General features: G+C 63.1%; 13 protein-coding genes. 11 read left to right on the top strand and 2 right to left on the bottom strand.

The features are described 5' to 3' along the window. The first annotated feature begins 216 nt into the window (after positions 1–216). Complete coding sequence (gene gbcB, locus JOE27_RS15155) at positions 217–1317, top strand: glycine-betaine demethylase subunit GbcB (RefSeq protein ID WP_119687905.1); 1101 nt, start codon at positions 217–219, stop codon at positions 1315–1317. Between the two features lie 202 nt (positions 1318–1519). Here the strand turns inward: gbcB and JOE27_RS15150 are convergent, their stop codons facing one another. Continuing rightward, positions 1520–3145 carry a methyl-accepting chemotaxis protein gene (locus JOE27_RS15150; protein WP_046787509.1) on the bottom strand — a complete coding sequence of 542 codons (1626 nt, stop codon included), beginning with the start codon at positions 3143–3145 and terminating at the stop codon, positions 1520–1522. 276 nt (positions 3146–3421) lie between these two features. Here JOE27_RS15150 and JOE27_RS15145 point away from each other — a divergent pair, with 276 nt between their 5' ends. From JOE27_RS15145 to JOE27_RS15135, 3 genes are all read left to right on the top strand, one after another. After that, complete coding sequence (locus tag JOE27_RS15145; RefSeq protein ID WP_012316647.1) at positions 3422–3652, top strand: hypothetical protein; 231 nt, start codon at positions 3422–3424, stop codon at positions 3650–3652. Beyond that, a complete protein-coding gene (locus tag JOE27_RS15140; protein WP_012316646.1) occupies positions 3649–3951 on the top strand; it encodes a cell division protein ZapA in 303 nt (100 codons plus the stop codon). Before JOE27_RS15145 ends, JOE27_RS15140 begins: the two co-directional genes overlap by 4 nt. Positions 3952–4086: 135 nt before the next feature. After that, positions 4087–6024 carry a methyl-accepting chemotaxis protein gene (locus JOE27_RS15135; RefSeq protein WP_046787510.1) on the top strand — a complete coding sequence of 646 codons (1938 nt, stop codon included), beginning with the start codon at positions 4087–4089 and terminating at the stop codon, positions 6022–6024. Between the two features lie 80 nt (positions 6025–6104). Here JOE27_RS15135 and JOE27_RS15130 read toward each other — a convergent pair whose 3' ends face one another. Then, positions 6105–7145, bottom strand: coding sequence for a low specificity L-threonine aldolase (locus JOE27_RS15130; protein ID WP_204919114.1), 1041 nt, complete (start codon positions 7143–7145; stop codon positions 6105–6107). A gap of 324 nt (positions 7146–7469) precedes the next feature. Here JOE27_RS15130 and JOE27_RS15125 point away from each other — a divergent pair, with 324 nt between their 5' ends. From JOE27_RS15125 to fdhA, 7 genes are all read left to right on the top strand, one after another. Continuing rightward, positions 7470–8723 (top strand): serine hydroxymethyltransferase, encoded by a 1254-nt coding sequence (locus tag JOE27_RS15125; protein ID WP_046787512.1) that lies wholly within the window; start codon positions 7470–7472, stop codon positions 8721–8723. Positions 8724–8738: 15 nt separating this feature from the next. After that, positions 8739–9989, top strand: a complete 1251-nt coding sequence (locus JOE27_RS15120; RefSeq protein WP_012316642.1) for a sarcosine oxidase subunit beta family protein — start codon at positions 8739–8741, stop codon at positions 9987–9989. A gap of 14 nt (positions 9990–10003) precedes the next feature. Beyond that, complete coding sequence (locus tag JOE27_RS15115) at positions 10004–10339, top strand: sarcosine oxidase subunit delta (RefSeq protein WP_046787513.1); 336 nt, start codon at positions 10004–10006, stop codon at positions 10337–10339. Continuing rightward, complete coding sequence (locus tag JOE27_RS15110; RefSeq protein ID WP_119687904.1) at positions 10336–13353, top strand: sarcosine oxidase subunit alpha; 3018 nt, start codon at positions 10336–10338, stop codon at positions 13351–13353. The genes JOE27_RS15115 and JOE27_RS15110 overlap by 4 nt, the downstream gene beginning before the upstream one ends. A 159-nt stretch (positions 13354–13512) precedes the next feature. Further along, positions 13513–14145, top strand: coding sequence for a sarcosine oxidase subunit gamma family protein (soxG, locus tag JOE27_RS15105; protein WP_046787515.1), 633 nt, complete (start codon positions 13513–13515; stop codon positions 14143–14145). Between the two features lie 10 nt (positions 14146–14155). Beyond that, positions 14156–15013, top strand: a complete 858-nt coding sequence (purU, locus tag JOE27_RS15100; RefSeq protein WP_039603955.1) for a formyltetrahydrofolate deformylase — start codon at positions 14156–14158, stop codon at positions 15011–15013. 263 nt (positions 15014–15276) lie between these two features. Beyond that, complete coding sequence (fdhA, locus tag JOE27_RS15095; RefSeq protein WP_008095899.1) at positions 15277–16476, top strand: formaldehyde dehydrogenase, glutathione-independent; 1200 nt, start codon at positions 15277–15279, stop codon at positions 16474–16476. Positions 16477–16495: the final 19 nt, after the last annotated feature.

The raw sequence follows: 16495 nt of genomic DNA, 5'->3' as shown, positions 1-16495 counted from the left end.
ACAGCAGGTTCTTTTGCCGTGGAGTGTGCGTCCGAAGACGCCGCGAACCGTATCCATGGGCGACATGGCCGATTTGAATTACGACGCCCCAGCCCTTGTAGCACGGGGCTGGTCGCGATAAGCACGCCGATGTCGCAGGCAGGAATGTGCGGCGCCTTCAGCTTGCGCATTATCGCAGCCATGAAAAGGGCCAATTGTCGGCCGCTGGAGATGAACATGTCCGATACTTTCCTCAATCCGGTCACCACCCAGACCTGGGCCAATGGCCGCCACATCGTGCGCTGCGTCAAGGTCATCCAGGAGACCTGGGACGTGCGCACCTTCTGCTTCATGGCCGACCAGCCGATCATGTTCTTCTTCAAGCCTGGGCAGTTCGTCACCCTGGAGCTGGAGATCGAAGGCAAGCCGGTGATGCGTTCCTATACCATCTCCAGTTCGCCGTCGGTGCCCTACAGCTTCTCGATCACGGTCAAGCGGGTGCCAGGCGGGCATGTGTCCAACTACCTGCACGACACCATGCACGAGGGCTTTGAAGTGCCGGTGCATGGCCCGGTGGGTCTGTTCAACGCCATCGACTTCCCGGCGGGCAAGGTGCTGTACCTCTCCGGCGGTGTCGGTATCACGCCGGTGATGTCCATGGCGCGCTGGTTCTACGACACCAACGCCAATGTCGACATGGTCTTCGTGCACAGCGCCCGCTCGCCCAAAGACATCATCTACCACCGCGAACTGGAGCAGATGGCGTCACGCATCCCCAACTTCAGCCTGCACATCATTTGCGAGAAGCACGGCCTGGGTGAGCCTTGGGCGGGTTATCGCGGCTATCTGAACCAGCGGCTGATGGAGTTGATCGCGCCTGACTACATGGAGCGCACGGTGTTCTGCTGCGGCCCGACGCCATACATGACCGCGGTCAAGCGCATGCTCGAGGCTGTCGGCTTTGACATGAAGAACTACCACGAGGAGTCGTTCGGCGCGACGCCGGCAGAGGCCAAGGCCGATGCTGTGGAGCATGCCGAGCAGGCGGCCGATGCGCCGGAAGTGGACGTGTCCGAGCTCAACCTGGTGGAGTTCATCGGCAGCGAGAAGAGCATCCGGGTTGCCCCGGGCGAGACCGTGCATGCGGCGGCGGCCAAGGTTGGCCTGATGATTCCCAAAGCCTGCGGCATGGGCATTTGCGGGACGTGCAAGGTGCTCAAGCTGGGCGGGGAAGTGGAGATGGAGCACAACGGCGGGATTACCGAAGAAGACGAGGCCGAGGGCTACATTCTGTCTTGCTGCAGCGTACCGAAAGGGGATGTGCGGATCGATTACTGATCCGGAAACTGCTGGGGCTGCCTTGCAGCCCAATCGCCGGCAAGCCGGCTCCCACAAGGTTCGGCAGCGCTGCTGTCAATGGCACAGCTGGCACAGATCTTTGTGGGAGGTTCGGCAGCGCTGCTGTCAATGGCACAGCTGGCACAGATCTTTGTGGGAGCCGGCTTGCCGGCGATTGGGCCGCAAAGCGGCCCCGGCGATGTCAGGTACGAAAACGTGCCACCAGCCCATTCAAATCCACAGCCAGGCGCGACAGCTCGGCACTCGCCGCGCTGGTCTGGTGCGCCCCGGTTGCGCTCTGCACCGACAGGTCATTGATATTCACCAGGTTGCGGTCCACTTCGCGCGCCACTTGGGCCTGTTCTTCCGCCGCGCTGGCGATTACCAGGTTGCGTTCATTGATCTGCGCCACTGCCCCGGCAATGGTGTCCAGCGCCATGCCGGCACCCTTGGCGATGTTCAGCGTCGACTCGGCGCGTTCGGTGCTGGTGCGCATCGATTCGACCGCCTGTTCGGTGCCGCCTTGGATGCTGCCGATCATCCGTTCGATTTCGCTGGTCGACTGCTGGGTGCGGTGGGCCAGTGCGCGCACCTCGTCTGCCACCACGGCAAAGCCACGGCCTGCTTCACCCGCGCGGGCTGCCTCGATCGCGGCGTTGAGCGCCAGCAGGTTGGTCTGGTCGGCCAAGCCACGGATGACATCCAGTACCTTGCCGATGTCGCGCGACTGTTCGGCCAGGTGGGTGATCAGTTTGGCGGTAGCCTGCACATCACCGCTCATCCGCTCGATGGCACCCACGGTTTCCAGCACCAGGTCACGGCCGTCGCCGGTCGAGCGGCTGGCTTCGCTGGAGGCTTCTGAGGTGCTTACCGCGTTACGTGCCACTTCCTCGACGGCGCTGGTCATTTCGGTCACCGCCGTGGCGGCCTGCTCGATTTCGTTGTTCTGCTGTTGCAGGCCACGCGCGCTCTCGTCGGTAACGGCGTTCAGCTCTTCTGCGGCCGACGCCAGCTGGGTAGCGGAGCCAGCAATCAGTTGCAGGGTGTCGCGCAATTTTTCCTGCATGCGCGCCATCGCGCGCAGCAGGCGCGCGGCCTCATCGGTGCCTTCGGCGCGGATGGTATGGGTCAGGTCACCGTCGGCAATCTGCTCGGCGGCTTTGAGGGCTTCGTCGATGGGCTTGACGATGCTGCGGGTCAGCAGCAACGCGCAGAGGAAGGTCAGCACGGCTGCGGCAATCAGCAGGCCGATCACCAACGCGAAGGCCGCGGCATACTGATTGGCAGCGGTTTCGTTGGTTGCGCGCGTCTGTTCTGTGTTGATGCGCACCAAGGTGTTCATGACCTTGTTGATCTGCTCGGAGTTGGCCAACAGGTCGCGGTTGAGCAGGCCACGCAGTTCATCGGTGCGGTTGGCCTGGCTCATGCTGCGCATGCGTGCTTCCAGTTGGCGGTACTGGTTGAGCAGTTCGGTGTACTGGTCGAAGGCGGCCTGTTCGTCAGCCGCGCTGATCAGTGGCAGGTAGGCCTGGCGAGCACGGTCGATCTCGGCGTTGCGCTGGTCCAGCAGGTTGAAGGTGTCGCGCTGGACTTCCGGTTCGCGGTTGAGCAGCAAGCGGTAGGAGAGGGTGCGCAGGCGCAGGTTGAGCGAGGTCAGTTCGTCCAGGGTCTTGATACTGGGCACGCTGATGTTTTCGATGGCAAGGCCCGCCTGGCGGATGTTGCCCATCTGCATGAGCGAGAAGACACCAAGGCCGAGCATGAGCAAGCCGATCAGGGCGAACCCGAGCAAGGCGCGCGGGGCGATATTCATGTTGCGTAGGGACATGGAAGGAGGAATCCAGACAGAGAAGTGGACGCGTTCCATGCGACGAAATATGACTTGCCTGGCTATCGGTCGTGACCGGCCAGTCTTGAGTGTGAAAGGGGAAAGTTGTGAGCCAGCTATCCATTTACCTGACCGGCGGTTGACCCAGGTCGGAACAAGGGGCCCGATACCCTGTCAATCTGCGGGTTAGAAACCTTGAGAATCCGATATTTAATGGCGATGGCTCACACTTTTCTTTATCGTGTGCGCCCTTTGCAACAACCCGAGATAGACCCCATGCTGGAAGCCTCCCTGAATCAACTCGAGCAACTGGTCAGCGACCTGATGCAGAAAAACGCTCAACTCACCGAGCAGAACACCACCCTTGGCCAGGAACTGGCCCAGGCCAAGGAAGAGAACGAAACCCTGCAGCTGTCGCTGATGGAGCAGGAAGAGAAGCACGGCGCTACCGCCGCGCGCATCCAGGCGTTGGTTGAGCGCGCCAGTGCAGGTGTCGTCGGCGCATGAGACTGCAAGCGCAGCCGGTCAATGTCGTGTCGATCCTCGGCAACGACTATTCGATCAAGGCGCCCGAAGGCCAGGAAGAAACCCTGGCGCAGGCGGTACGCATGCTCAACACCGCCCTTGCCGAAACCAAACGTTCGTACCCGACCCTGATCGGCGACAAGCTGCTGGTGCTGGCCGCCCTGAATCTGTGTTCCAAGCAGGTTGAACTGCAGAAGGAACATCAGCAGACCCTGGAGCGTACCCAGGCGCAGATCGACGCCACGGTGGACGCGATCGTTCGGACCATCGCCGAACAGTAAGAGCCACCTTGAACGCTGTGGGGACGGGCTTGCCTGCCCCACCGCGTCTTCATCCTTGTTGCAGATCACTGGTACAACTGGATACCTGAGTGTATACACTTTCCCCCAAACAAAAATTCCTGGGGAGGAAGGGGCATGGGTATCTGGCGTCGAAGTATCCAGTGGCAGTTGATCGCGAGCATGGGCGCGGCCCTGCTGGCGAGCATCCTGGTGGTCGTGATCATTTTCACCGTGGCGCTCAACCGCCTCACCGATCGCTACCTGGTGGACACGGCGCTGCCGGCCAGCATCGAAGCCATCCGCAACGATATCGAGCGAATGCTTGGCCAGCCGCTGGTGGCCGCAGCCGACATTGCCGGCAACACGCTGCTGCGTGATTGGCTGGCAGATGGTGAAGACGCTGGCGAACTGCCGCGCTTTGTCGAATACCTGCAGGCCGCCAAGCAGCGCAACCAAGCCTTCACCACACTCTTCGCCTCGACCGAGACCGGCCACTACTACAACGAGAATGGCCTGGACCGCACCCTCAGCCGCGACAACCCCAAAGACAAGTGGTTTTACGGCTACATCGACAGTGGCGCCGAGCGCCTGATCAATATCGATATCGACGGCGCTACCGGCGAGCTGGCGCTGTTCATCGACTACCGCGTGGAAAAGGACGGCAAGCTGGTCGGTGTGGCCGGCATGGGCCTGCGCATGACCGAGCTGTCGAAACTGATCCACGACTTCAGCTTTGGCGAGCACGGCAAGGTGTTTCTGGTACGCAACGATGGCTTGATCCAGGTGCATCCGGACAATGCCTTCAGCGGCAAGCGACAGCTCGCGCAGCAGCTTGATGAAAAGGCCGCCAAGGCGGTGATCAGTGGTGAGCCGGGTTTGCGCACCAGCCGGTTCCAGCGTGATGGCGAAGACTATCTGGCCTTGGGCTTGCCCTTGCGCGACCTGAACTGGACCTTGGTTGCCGAGGTGCCGGAGGCAGAGATCTATGCGCAGATGCGTCAGGCGCTGTGGCTTACCACGTTGATCGGTGGGGGTGTGGCGCTGCTCTCGTTGTTGCTGGTGGTGCTGCTGGCGCGGGGGCTGGTGCGGCCTATTCGCCGTGTGACCGCCGCATTGGTGCAGATTGGCAGCGGTGCCGGTGACCTCAGCCATCGCCTGGACGATTCGCGTCAGGACGAACTGGGCGATCTGGCACGCGGCTTCAACCGTTTTCTCGACAGCCAGCGCGGGCTGATCGGCGAGGTGCTGCGCACCACCGAGCGCTTGCATCGGGCGGTCGAACAGGTGACTCAGGTAGTGGACAACACGGCCGAACGTTCCGGGCGGCAGCAGGAAATGACCGAAATGGTTGCCACCGCCGTGCACGAAATGGGGCTGACCGTGCAGGACATTGCGCGCAACGCCGGCGATGCTGCACAGGCTTCACAGTCAGCGCGCGAGGAAGCCTTGCAGGCGCGTGAGGTGGTGCGCCGGTCGATCCAGGGTATCGAGGGCATGTCGGGTGACATCGGCAAGGCTGCGGATGCGGTGGCGCAACTGGCCGACGAAGTCGCTTCTATCGATGAAGTCTTGGCGGTGATCCGCAGTATTTCCGAACAGACCAACCTGCTGGCGCTCAACGCTGCCATCGAGGCGGCGCGGGCAGGGGAGATGGGGCGTGGCTTTGCCGTGGTGGCAGATGAGGTGCGGACGCTGGCACGCCGTACCCAGGTGTCGACGGATGAAGTCCAGCAGATGATCCAGCGCCTCAAGCACGGGGCGGGTTCGGCGGTAACGTCGATGCAGGCGGGGCAGCAGGCGACGGGCAGTGGCGTGGAGTCGAGCCAGCGAACCGGCGCCTCGTTGGGGGCGATTACCGACCAGGTCGAGCACATCAGCGACATGAACCATCAGGTGGCAACGGCGACGGAAGAGCAGTCGGCGGTGACCGAGGAGATCAACCGGACGGTGCAGGGGATTTCTGACCTGGCCAGGGAAACGGCGGCGGAAGTGCAGGGGTGTCGCGAGGAGTGCCAGGCGTTGCGTGGGCTGGCCGATGATCTTGCGCGGCAGATGGGCGGGTTCAAACTTTAGATCGCTGGGGCCGCTCCTACAGCATTCTGTAGGAGCGGCCTTGCGTCGCGAAAGGAGGGCAAAGCCCTCCCGGCAAGCTGTCAGGCGCCGATGATGTTGCGGATATCCGCCGCCAACTCGCGCACGCGTGCCTCTTCGGTATCCCATGAGCACATGAACCGCGCCCCGCCACTGCCAATGAAGGTGTAGAACCGCCAGCCCTTGCCACGCAGTGCTTCCAGCGCCGGCTCCGGCATCTGCAGGAACACCCCGTTGGCCTCCACCGGGAACATCAGCTCCACCCCCGGCAGGCCACTCACCAACGACGCCAGCAACTGCGCGCAATGGTTGGCGTGGTTGCCATGGCGCAGCCAGGCGCCGTCTTCCAGCAGCCCGACCCAGGGCGCCGACAAAAAGCGCATCTTCGAGGCCAGTTGCCCGGCCTGCTTGCAGCGGTAGTCGAAGTCTTCGGCCAGGTCGCGGTTGAAGAACAGGATCGCTTCACCCACCGCCATGCCGTTCTTGGTGCCGCCAAAGCACAGCACATCCACGCCCGCCTTCCAGGTCAGCTCGGCCGGGCTGCAGCCTAGGAATGCGCAGGCATTGGTGAACCGCGCGCCGTCCATGTGCAGGTTCAGGCCCAGCTCCTTGCAGGTGGCGCTGATCGCCTTGAGCTCATCGGGGCGGTACACGGTGCCCACTTCGGTGGCCTGGGTGAGGGTCACCACACGCGGCTTGGGGTAGTGGATGTCCTGGCGCTTGAGCGCCACTTCACGGATCGATTGCGGCGTCAGCTTGCCGTTGACGCTAGGCGCGGTGAGCAGCTTGGAGCCGTTGGAGAAAAACTCCGGCGCGCCGCATTCGTCGGTCTCGACGTGGGCGGTCTCGGAGCAGATCACGCTGTGGTAGCTCTGGCACAGCGAGGCCAGGGCCAGCGAATTGGCGGCGGTGCCGTTGAAGGCGAAAAACACTTCGCAGTCGGTTTCGAACAGCTCGCGGAAGTACTGGGCGGCACGCTCGGTCCACTGGTCGTCGCCGTAGGCGCGGTCGTGGCCCATGTTGGCCTTTTCCATCGCTGCCCAGGCTTCGGGGCAGATACCGGAATAATTGTCGCTGGCGAATTGTTGGCTTTTATCTGTCATGACACGGTCCTGTGAACAACGCAGAACAGCACTCTAAACCATCGATTCAGCGGTTGCCTATGTAGGAGCGGCCTTGTGTCGCGAACGGGTCGCGATGCGACCCCAGCCATTGCTTAAGCGCTGCTGAAGCTTGGGGCCGCTGCGCGACCCGTTCGCGACGCAAGGCCGCTCTTACAGGGATTTGAGCAACCGACGGGCGAATGTCGTAAACGCGCCATTGCAAGGCGTGCGCAGGCATCTGACCCACCCCGGCCAGTCATACCATCGCCATAAAGGGCCACAGTGCCTTACAGACAAGAAACGATCGCTGCCGGGAGAACCACGATGTTCAGCAAGCAAGACCAGATCCAGGGTTACGACGACGCACTGCTGGCGGCGATGAATGCCGAAGAACAGCGCCAGGAAGATCACATCGAGCTGATCGCCTCGGAGAACTACACCAGCAAGCGCGTCATGCAGGCCCAAGGCAGCGGCCTGACCAACAAGTACGCCGAAGGCTACCCGGGCAAGCGCTACTACGGTGGCTGCGAGCACGTAGACAAGGTCGAGGCGCTGGCCATCGAGCGCGCCAAGCAGCTGTTCGGCGCCGACTACGCCAACGTTCAGCCACACTCCGGCTCTTCGGCCAACAGCGCCGTGTACCTGGCTCTGCTGCAGGCCGGTGACACCATCCTGGGCATGAGCCTGGCCCACGGCGGCCACCTGACCCACGGCGCCAAAGTGTCGTCCTCGGGCAAGCTCTACAACGCCGTGCAGTACGGCATCAACACCGACACTGGCCTGATCGACTACGACGAAGTCGAGCGCCTGGCCGTCGAGCACAAGCCGAAGATGATCGTTGCCGGCTTCTCGGCCTATTCCAAGACCCTCGACTTCCCGCGTTTTCGCGCCATCGCCGACAAGGTCGGTGCGCTGCTGTTCGTCGACATGGCCCACGTTGCCGGCCTGGTTGCCGCTGGCCTGTACCCGAACCCGATCCCGTTCGCCGACGTGGTGACCACCACCACCCACAAGACCCTGCGCGGCCCACGTGGCGGCCTGATCCTGGCCAAGTCGAACGAAGAGATCGAGAAAAAGCTCAACGCCGCAGTATTCCCCGGCGCCCAGGGCGGCCCGCTGATGCACGTCATCGCCGCCAAGGCTGTGTGCTTCAAGGAAGCTCAGGAGCCTGAGTTCAAGAGCTACCAGAAGCAGGTCATCGACAACGCCCAGGCCATGGCCCAGGTGTTCATCGACCGCGGCTACGACGTGGTCTCCGGCGGTACCGACAACCACCTGTTCCTGGTCAGCCTGATCCGCCAGGGCCTGACCGGCAAAGATGCCGACGCTGCCCTGGGCCGCGCGCACATCACCGTCAACAAGAACGCCGTGCCGAACGACCCGCAGTCGCCGTTCGTCACTTCCGGCCTGCGCATCGGCACCCCGGCTGTCACCACCCGCGGCTTCAAGGTCGCCCAGTGTGTGGCCCTGGCCGGCTGGATCTGCGACATCCTCGACAACCTCGGTGACGCTGACGTCGAAGCCGATGTGGCGAAGAACGTTGCGGCCCTGTGCGCCGACTTCCCTGTTTACCGCTGAGTGGAGTAAACGACCATGCAACGCTACTCGGGCTTCGGCCTCTTCAAACACTCCCTCAGCCACCACGAGAACTGGCAGCGCATGTGGCGCACGCCGACCCCTAAAAAGGTCTACGACGTGGTCATCGTCGGCGGTGGCGGCCATGGCCTGGCCACGGCCTACTACCTGGCCAAGGAACACGGCATCACCAATGTCGCGGTGGTCGAGAAAGGTTACCTGGGCGGCGGCAACACCGCCCGTAACACCACCATCGTGCGTTCCAACTACCTGTGGGACGAGTCGGCGCAGCTGTACGAGCACGCCATGAAGCTGTGGGAGGGCCTGTCCCAGGACATCAACTACAACGTGATGTTCTCCCAGCGCGGCGTCTACAACCTGTGCCACACCCTGCAGGACATTCGTGACTCCGAGCGCCGCGTCAGCGCCAACCGCCTCAACGGCGTCGATGGCGAACTGCTCAACACTGCCCAGGTCGCGGCCGAGATCCCGTACCTGGACTGCTCGAAGAACACCCGTTACCCGATCCTCGGCGCTACCGTTCAGCGCCGTGGTGGCGTCGCCCGTCACGACGCCGTGGCCTGGGGTTACGCCCGTGCCGCCGACGCCCTGGGCGTGGACCTGATCCAGCAGACCGAAGTGATCGGTTTCCGTAAGGAAAACGGTGCAGTGATCGGTGTGGAAACCAACAAAGGTTTCATCGGCGCCAAGCGCGTCGGCGTGGTCACTGCCGGTAACTCCGGGCACATGGCCAGGCTGGCCGGCTTCCGCCTGCCGCTGGAATCGCACCCGCTGCAAGCGCTGGTGTCCGAGCCGATCAAGCCGATCATCGACAGCGTGATCATGTCCAACGCCGTGCACGGCTACATCAGCCAGTCCGACAAGGGCGACCTGGTGATCGGCGCCGGTATCGACGGCTGGGTCGGCTACGGCCAGCGCGGTTCGTACCCGGTGATCGAGCACACCCTGCAGGCCATCGTCGAGATGTTCCCCAACCTCTCGCGCGTACGCATGAACCGCCAGTGGGGCGGCATCGTCGACACCTCGCCGGACGCCTGCCCGATCATCTCCAAAACCCCGGTCAAGAACATGTTCTTCAACTGCGGCTGGGGCACCGGCGGCTTCAAGGCGACCCCGGGCTCGGGCAACGTCTTCGCCGCAAGCCTGGCCAAAGGCGAGATGCACCCGCTGGCTGCGCCGTTCTCCATGGACCGTTTCTACAACGGCGCACTGATCGACGAACACGGCGCCGCCGCCGTCGCCCACTAACCGGAGACACCGTCATGTTGCATATTTTCTGTCCCCACTGCGGCGAGCTGCGCTCCGAAGAAGAGTTCCACGCCTCTGGCCAGGCGCACATCGCCCGCCCGCTGGACCCCAACGCCTGCTCCGACGAGGAGTGGGGCACCTACATGTTCTTCCGCGACAACCCGCGCGGTATTCACCATGAACTGTGGGACCACGTTGCCGGCTGCCGTCAGTACTTCAACGTCACCCGCGACACCGTGACCTACGAAATTCTGGAAACCTACAAGATCGGCGAGAAGCCGCAGGTGACCGCAGGCGGCAAGCAAAGCAGCGCACCGTCGACCGCCAAAGGCCAAGGGGAAAAAGTATGAGCCAGACCTATCGCCTCGCCAGCGGCGGCCGTATCGACCGCAGCAAGGTCCTGAACTTCACCTTCAACGGCAAGACCTACCAGGGTTATGCCGGTGACAGCCTGGCCGCCGCGCTGCTGGCCAACGGCGTCGACATCGTTGGCCGTAGCTTCAAGTACTCGCGCCCACGCGGCATCATCGCCGCCGGTACCGAAGAGCCGAACGCCATCTTGCAGATCGGCTCCAGCGAAGCCACGCAGATCCCCAACGTGCGCGCTACCCAGCAGGCGCTGTACGCAGGCCTTGTCGCCACCAGCACCAACGGCTGGCCGAACGTCAACAACGACGTCATGGGCATCCTCGGCAAGGTCGGCGGCAGCATGATGCCGCCGGGCTTCTACTACAAAACCTTCATGTACCCGAAATCGTTCTGGATGACTTACGAGAAGTACATCCGTAAGGCGGCAGGCCTTGGCCGTGCGCCGCTGCAGAACGACCCGGACAGTTACGACTACATGAACCAGCACTGCGATGTGCTGATCGTCGGCGCCGGCCCTGCAGGCCTGGCCGCTGCCCTGGCCGCTGCGCGCAGCGGTGCCCGGGTGATCCTGGCCGACGAACAGGAAGAGTTCGGTGGCAGCCTGCTCGACAGCCGCGAGACCCTCGACGGCAAACCGGCCGCTGACTGGGTCAACGCCGTGGTCAAAGAGCTGGAAAGCCTGCCGGAAGTGACCCTGCTGCCACGCGCCACGGTCAACGGTTACCACGACCACAACTTCCTGACCATTCACGAGCGCCTTACCGACCACCTCGGTGACCGCGCGCCGATCGGCCAGGTGCGCCACCGTGTGCACCGTGTACGTGCCAAGCGCGTTGTACTGGCCGCCGGCGCCCACGAGCGCCCGCTGGTGTACGGCAACAACGACGTGCCGGGCAACATGCTGGCCGGTGCTGTCTCCACTTATGTGCGCCGCTACGGCGTGGCGCCGGGCCGCAAGCTGGTGCTGTCGACCAACAACGACCATGCCTACCGCGCTGCGCTGGACTGGCATGACGCTGGCCTGCAGGTCGTCGCCATCGCCGACGCCCGCCACAACCCCCGTGGTTCGCTGGTTGAGGAAGCCCGTGCCAAAGGCATCCGCATCCTCACTTCCAGCGCTGTGATCGAGGCCAAAGGCAGCAAGCATGTCACCGGTGCCCGCGTGGCGGCCATCGATGTGCAGGCACACAAGGTCACCAGCCCAGGCGAAACCCTCGAATGCGACCTGATCGCAACCTCCGGCGGCTACAGCCCGATCGTCCACCTGGCCTCGCACTTGGGCGGTCGCCCGGTATGGCGTGACGATATCCTTGGCTTCGTGCCCGGTGATGCGCCGCAGAAGCGCGTGTGCGTGGGTGGCATCAACGGCGTGTATGCACTGGGCGATGTGATTGCCGATGGTTTCGAAGGCGGCGTGCGCGCCGCCACCGAAGCCGGCTTCAAGGCTACCACCGGCACGCTGCCAAAGACCGTTGCACGCAAGGAAGAGGCCACCGTGGCGCTGTTCCAGGTGCCGCACGACAAGGGCAGCAAGGGGCCGAAGCAGTTCGTCGACCAGCAGAACGATGTGACCGCCGCCGGTATCGAACTGGCCACCCGCGAAGGCTTCGAGTCGGTCGAGCACGTCAAGCGCTATACCGCGCTGGGCTTCGGTACCGACCAAGGCAAACTGGGCAACATCAACGGCCTGGCCATCGCCGCCCGTTCGATCGGTATCACCATTCCGGAAATGGGCACCACCATGTTCCGCCCCAACTACACGCCGGTTACCTTCGGTGCGGTAGCGGGCCGTCACTGTGGCCACCTGTTCGAGCCCGTGCGCTTCACTGCCCTGCATGCCTGGCACGTGAAGAACGGCGCCGAGTTCGAAGACGTCGGCCAATGGAAGCGCCCTTGGTACTTCCCCAAGGCCGGTGAAGACATCCACGCTGCCGTGGCCCGTGAGTGCAAGGCCGTGCGCGACAGCGTGGGCCTGCTCGACGCCTCGACCCTGGGCAAGATCGATATCCAGGGCCCGGATGCCCGCGAGTTCCTCAACCGCATCTACAGCAACGCCTGGACCAAGCTCGATGTGGGCAAGGCCCGTTATGGCCTGATGTGCAAAGAAGACGGCATGGTCTTCGACGACGGCGTGACCGCCTGTGTCGGCGACAACCACTTCTACATGACCACCACTACCGGCGGCGCCGCACGCGTGCTGCAGTGGCTGGAGCTGTACCACCAGACCGAATGGCCAGAGATGAAGGTGTACTTCACCTCGGTTACCGACCACTGGGCCACGCTGACCCTGTCCGGCCCCAACAGCCGCAAGCTGCTCAGCGAGCTGACCGACGACATCGACCTGGACAAGGACGCGTTCCCGTTCATGACCTGGAAGGAAGGCACTGTCGGTGGCGTACCTGCCCGTGTGTTCCGTATTTCGTTCACCGGTGAGCTGTCGTACGAAGTCAACGTGCAGGCCAACTACGCCATGGGCGTGCTGGAAAAAGTCATCGAAGCCGGCAAGAAGTACAACCTGACCCCGTACGGCACCGAAACCATGCACGTGCTGCGTGCCGAGAAGGGCTTCATCATCGTTGGCCAGGACACCGACGGCTCGATGACCCCGGACGACCTCAACATGAGCTGGTGCGTGGGCCGCAATAAACCGTTTTCGTGGATCGGCCTGCGTGGCATGAACCGCGAGGACTGTGTGCGGGAAAACCGCAAGCAACTGGTGGGCCTCAAGCCTGTGGACCCGACCAAGTGGCTGCCCGAAGGCGCCCAGTTGGTATTCGACCCCAAGCAGCCGATCCCGATGGACATGGTCGGCCACGTCACCTCCAGCTACGCGGCCAACTCCCTGGGTTATTCGTTTGCCATGGGTGTGGTCAAAGGCGGCCTGAAACGCATGGGCGAGCGCGTTTATTCGCCGCAAGCCGATGGCAGCGTGATCGAGGCAGAAATCGTGTCTTCGGTGTTCTTCGACCCGAAGGGTGAGCGGCAGAACGTTTGACTCCGGGCCCTGTGACGAGCCGGCTGGCCCAATCGCCGGCAAGCCGGCTCCCACAGGATCGATGCAGTTGTGAAGGTAGGTGCGGTCCCTGTGGGAACCGGCAAACACACCCTGCAAGCTGCGTCGTATCGACGACCAAGAATTCAAGGCAGGTAAGAAATGAGCGCTATCAACGTCTTCCAGCAAAACCCCGGCGCCGACGCCAAGGCTCAGTCGCCGCTGCACCACGCCGACCTGGCCAGCCTGGTTGGCAAGGGCCGCAAGAACGCAGGCGTAACCCTGCGTGAAAAGAAATTCCTCGGCCACCTGACCCTTCGTGGCAATGGCCACGACCCGGAGTTCGCCGCAGGCGTGCACAAGGCCCTTGGCCTGGAGCTGCCAGTGGCCCTGACCGTGGTCGCCAACAGCGACATGTCGCTGCAGTGGCTCGGCCCTGATGAGTGGCTGCTGATCGTCCCTGGCGGCCAGGAGTTCGCCGTCGAGCAAAAGCTGCGCGCGGCCCTTGAAGGCCAGCACATCCAGGTGGTCAACGTCAGCGGCGGGCAAAGCCTGCTGGAGCTGCGCGGCCCGCACGTGCGCGAAGTGCTGATGAAGTCCACCAGCTATGATGTTCACCCGAACAACTTCCCGGTCGGCAAGGCGGTGGGTACCGTGTTCGCCAAGTCGCAGCTGGTGATCCGCCGCACGGCCGAGGACACCTGGGAGCTGGTGATTCGCCGCAGCTTCGCCGATTACTGGTGGCTGTGGCTGCAGGACGCTTCTGCCGAATACGGCCTGAGCATCGAAGCCTAAGGAGAGCAACATGAGTCGGGCACCGGATACCTGGATTCTCACCGCCGACTGCCCGAGCATGCTCGGCACCGTCGACGTGGTGACGCGTTACCTCTTCGAGCAGCGCTGCTACGTCACCGAGCACCACTCCTTCGATGACCGGCAGTCGGGGCGCTTTTTCATTCGCGTCGAGTTCCGCCAGCCGGACGATTTTGACGAGGTCGGTTTCCGTGCCGGCCTCGCCGAGCGCGGTGATGCGTTCGGCATGGCGTTCGAGCTGACCGCACCGAATCACCGCCCCAAGGTGGTGATCATGGTGTCCAAGGCAGACCACTGCCTGAACGATTTGCTCTATCGCCAGCGTATCGGGCAGTTGGGCATGGACGTGGTCGCGGTGGTGTCCAACCACCCCGACCTCGAGCCACTGGCCCACTGGCACAAGATTCCCTATTACCACTTCGCACTCGACCCCAACGACAAGGCCGGGCAAGAGCGCAAGGTGCTGCAGGTGATCGAAGAGACCGGCGCCGAGCTGGTTATCCTTGCCCGCTACATGCAGGTGCTGTCGCCTGAACTGTGCCGGCGTCTGGATGGCTGGGCGATCAATATCCATCACTCATTGTTGCCGGGGTTCAAGGGCGCCAAGCCTTATCACCAGGCGTACAACAAGGGTGTGAAGATGGTCGGCGCTACGGCGCACTACATCAACAACGACCTCGATGAAGGGCCGATCATCGCCCAGGGCGTTGAGGTGGTGGATCACAGCCATTACCCTGAGGACCTGATTGCCAAGGGGCGTGACATCGAATGCCTGACCCTGGCGCGGGCGGTCGGGTATCACATCGAGCGGCGGGTGTTTCTCAACGCCAACCGTACTGTCGTTCTCTGAACAATTCTGGGGCTGCTGCGCAGCCCTTTCGCGACACAAGGCCGCTCCTACAGGCGCCTGTAGGAGCGGCCTTGTGTCGCGAAAGGGCCGCAAAGCGGCCCCCGCTTTTGGCCTGCCGTAAAAAGGCATCCCCCTGTCGTTTTCAGTCAGTGCCTTGCGCTCCATCAAGCCCACAATTCCCTGCATTCCAGCAACACATGTCGCCCATGGACGGCGGCGCTTCAACCAACGCTGCATAAATACAAATCAAGCGAGGTAAGAGCATGTCTGGCAATCGTGGAGTGGTGTACCTGGGCGCTGGCAAGGTCGAGGTGCAGAAGATCGACTACCCGAAGATGCAGGACCCGCGCGGCAAGAAGATCGAGCACGGCGTCATCCTCAAGGTGGTCTCCACCAACATCTGTGGCTCCGACCAGCACATGGTCCGCGGCCGCACCACTGCCCAGGTCGGCCTGGTCCTGGGCCACGAAATCACCGGTGAAATCGTCGAGATGGGGCGTGACGTCGAACGCCTGAAAATCGGCGACCTGGTGTCGGTGCCGTTCAACGTCGCCTGCGGCCGCTGCCGCTCCTGCAAAGAGATGCACACCGGTGTCTGCCTCACCGTCAACCCGGCCCGTGCCGGCGGTGCCTACGGTTATGTCGACATGGGCGACTGGACCGGCGGCCAGGCTGAATACGTGCTGGTACCGTATGCCGACTTCAACCTGCTGAAACTGCCCGATCGCGACAAGGCCATGGAGAAAATCCGTGACCTGACCTGCCTGTCCGACATTCTGCCCACCGGCTATCACGGTGCCGTGACTGCTGGCGTAGGCCCAGGCAGCACCGTTTACGTCGCAGGTGCTGGCCCGGTCGGCCTGGCTGCCGCCGCCTCTGCCCGCCTGCTGGGCGCTGCCTGCGTCATCGTCGGCGACCTCAACCCATTGCGCCTGGCACACGCCAAGTCCCAGGGCTTCGAAGTGGTCGACCTGTCCAAGGACACCCCGCTGCACGAGCAGATCATCGATATCCTCGGTGAGCCTGAAGTGGATTGCGCCGTCGATGCCGTAGGCTTCGAAGCCCGTGGCCATGGTCATGAAGGCGCCAAGCACGAGGCCCCGGCTACCGTGCTGAACTCGCTGATGCAGGTGACCCGCGTTGCCGGCAACATCGGTATTCCTGGCCTGTACGTGACCGAAGACCCGGGCGCGGTGGATGCTGCCGCCAAGATCGGCGCGCTGAGCATCCGCTTTGGCCTGGGCTGGGCGAAGTCGCACAGCTTCCACACCGGCCAGACCCCGACCATGAAATACAACCGCCAATTGATGCAGGCGATCATGTGGGATCGCATCAATATCGCCGAGGTCGTAGGCGTGCAGGTGATCAGCCTGGATCAGGCGCCAGAAGGGTATGGCGAGTTCGATGCCGGGGTGCCGAAGAAGTTTGTGATTGATCCGCATAAGACGTTTAGTGCGGCTTGACTCTGATAAGGATGCCCTC

The organism is Pseudomonas sp. M5, from assembly GCF_016907075.1.
Taxonomy (GTDB): domain Bacteria; phylum Pseudomonadota; class Gammaproteobacteria; order Pseudomonadales; family Pseudomonadaceae; genus Aquipseudomonas; species Aquipseudomonas putida_E.
Note: the sequence above shows the minus strand (reverse complement) of the source record. Positions and strands in the feature narration are given on the sequence as shown.

What these genes read in the sequence shown, in the direction of transcription:
- gbcB (WP_119687905.1), top strand. Translation starts at nt 217, where the DNA reads ATGTCCGATACTTTCCTCAATCCGGTCACCACCCAGACCTGGGCCAAT.
- JOE27_RS15150 (WP_046787509.1), bottom strand. Translation starts at nt 3,145, where the DNA reads ATGTCCCTACGCAACATGAATATCGCCCCGCGCGCCTTGCTCGGGTTC.
- JOE27_RS15145 (WP_012316647.1), top strand. Translation starts at nt 3,422, where the DNA reads ATGCTGGAAGCCTCCCTGAATCAACTCGAGCAACTGGTCAGCGACCTG.
- JOE27_RS15140 (WP_012316646.1), top strand. Translation starts at nt 3,649, where the DNA reads ATGAGACTGCAAGCGCAGCCGGTCAATGTCGTGTCGATCCTCGGCAAC.
- JOE27_RS15135 (WP_046787510.1), top strand. Translation starts at nt 4,087, where the DNA reads ATGGGTATCTGGCGTCGAAGTATCCAGTGGCAGTTGATCGCGAGCATG.
- JOE27_RS15130 (WP_204919114.1), bottom strand. Translation starts at nt 7,145, where the DNA reads ATGACAGATAAAAGCCAACAATTCGCCAGCGACAATTATTCCGGTATC.
- JOE27_RS15125 (WP_046787512.1), top strand. Translation starts at nt 7,470, where the DNA reads ATGTTCAGCAAGCAAGACCAGATCCAGGGTTACGACGACGCACTGCTG.
- JOE27_RS15120 (WP_012316642.1), top strand. Translation starts at nt 8,739, where the DNA reads ATGCAACGCTACTCGGGCTTCGGCCTCTTCAAACACTCCCTCAGCCAC.
- JOE27_RS15115 (WP_046787513.1), top strand. Translation starts at nt 10,004, where the DNA reads ATGTTGCATATTTTCTGTCCCCACTGCGGCGAGCTGCGCTCCGAAGAA.
- JOE27_RS15110 (WP_119687904.1), top strand. Translation starts at nt 10,336, where the DNA reads ATGAGCCAGACCTATCGCCTCGCCAGCGGCGGCCGTATCGACCGCAGC.
- soxG (WP_046787515.1), top strand. Translation starts at nt 13,513, where the DNA reads ATGAGCGCTATCAACGTCTTCCAGCAAAACCCCGGCGCCGACGCCAAG.
- purU (WP_039603955.1), top strand. Translation starts at nt 14,156, where the DNA reads ATGAGTCGGGCACCGGATACCTGGATTCTCACCGCCGACTGCCCGAGC.
- fdhA (WP_008095899.1), top strand. Translation starts at nt 15,277, where the DNA reads ATGTCTGGCAATCGTGGAGTGGTGTACCTGGGCGCTGGCAAGGTCGAG.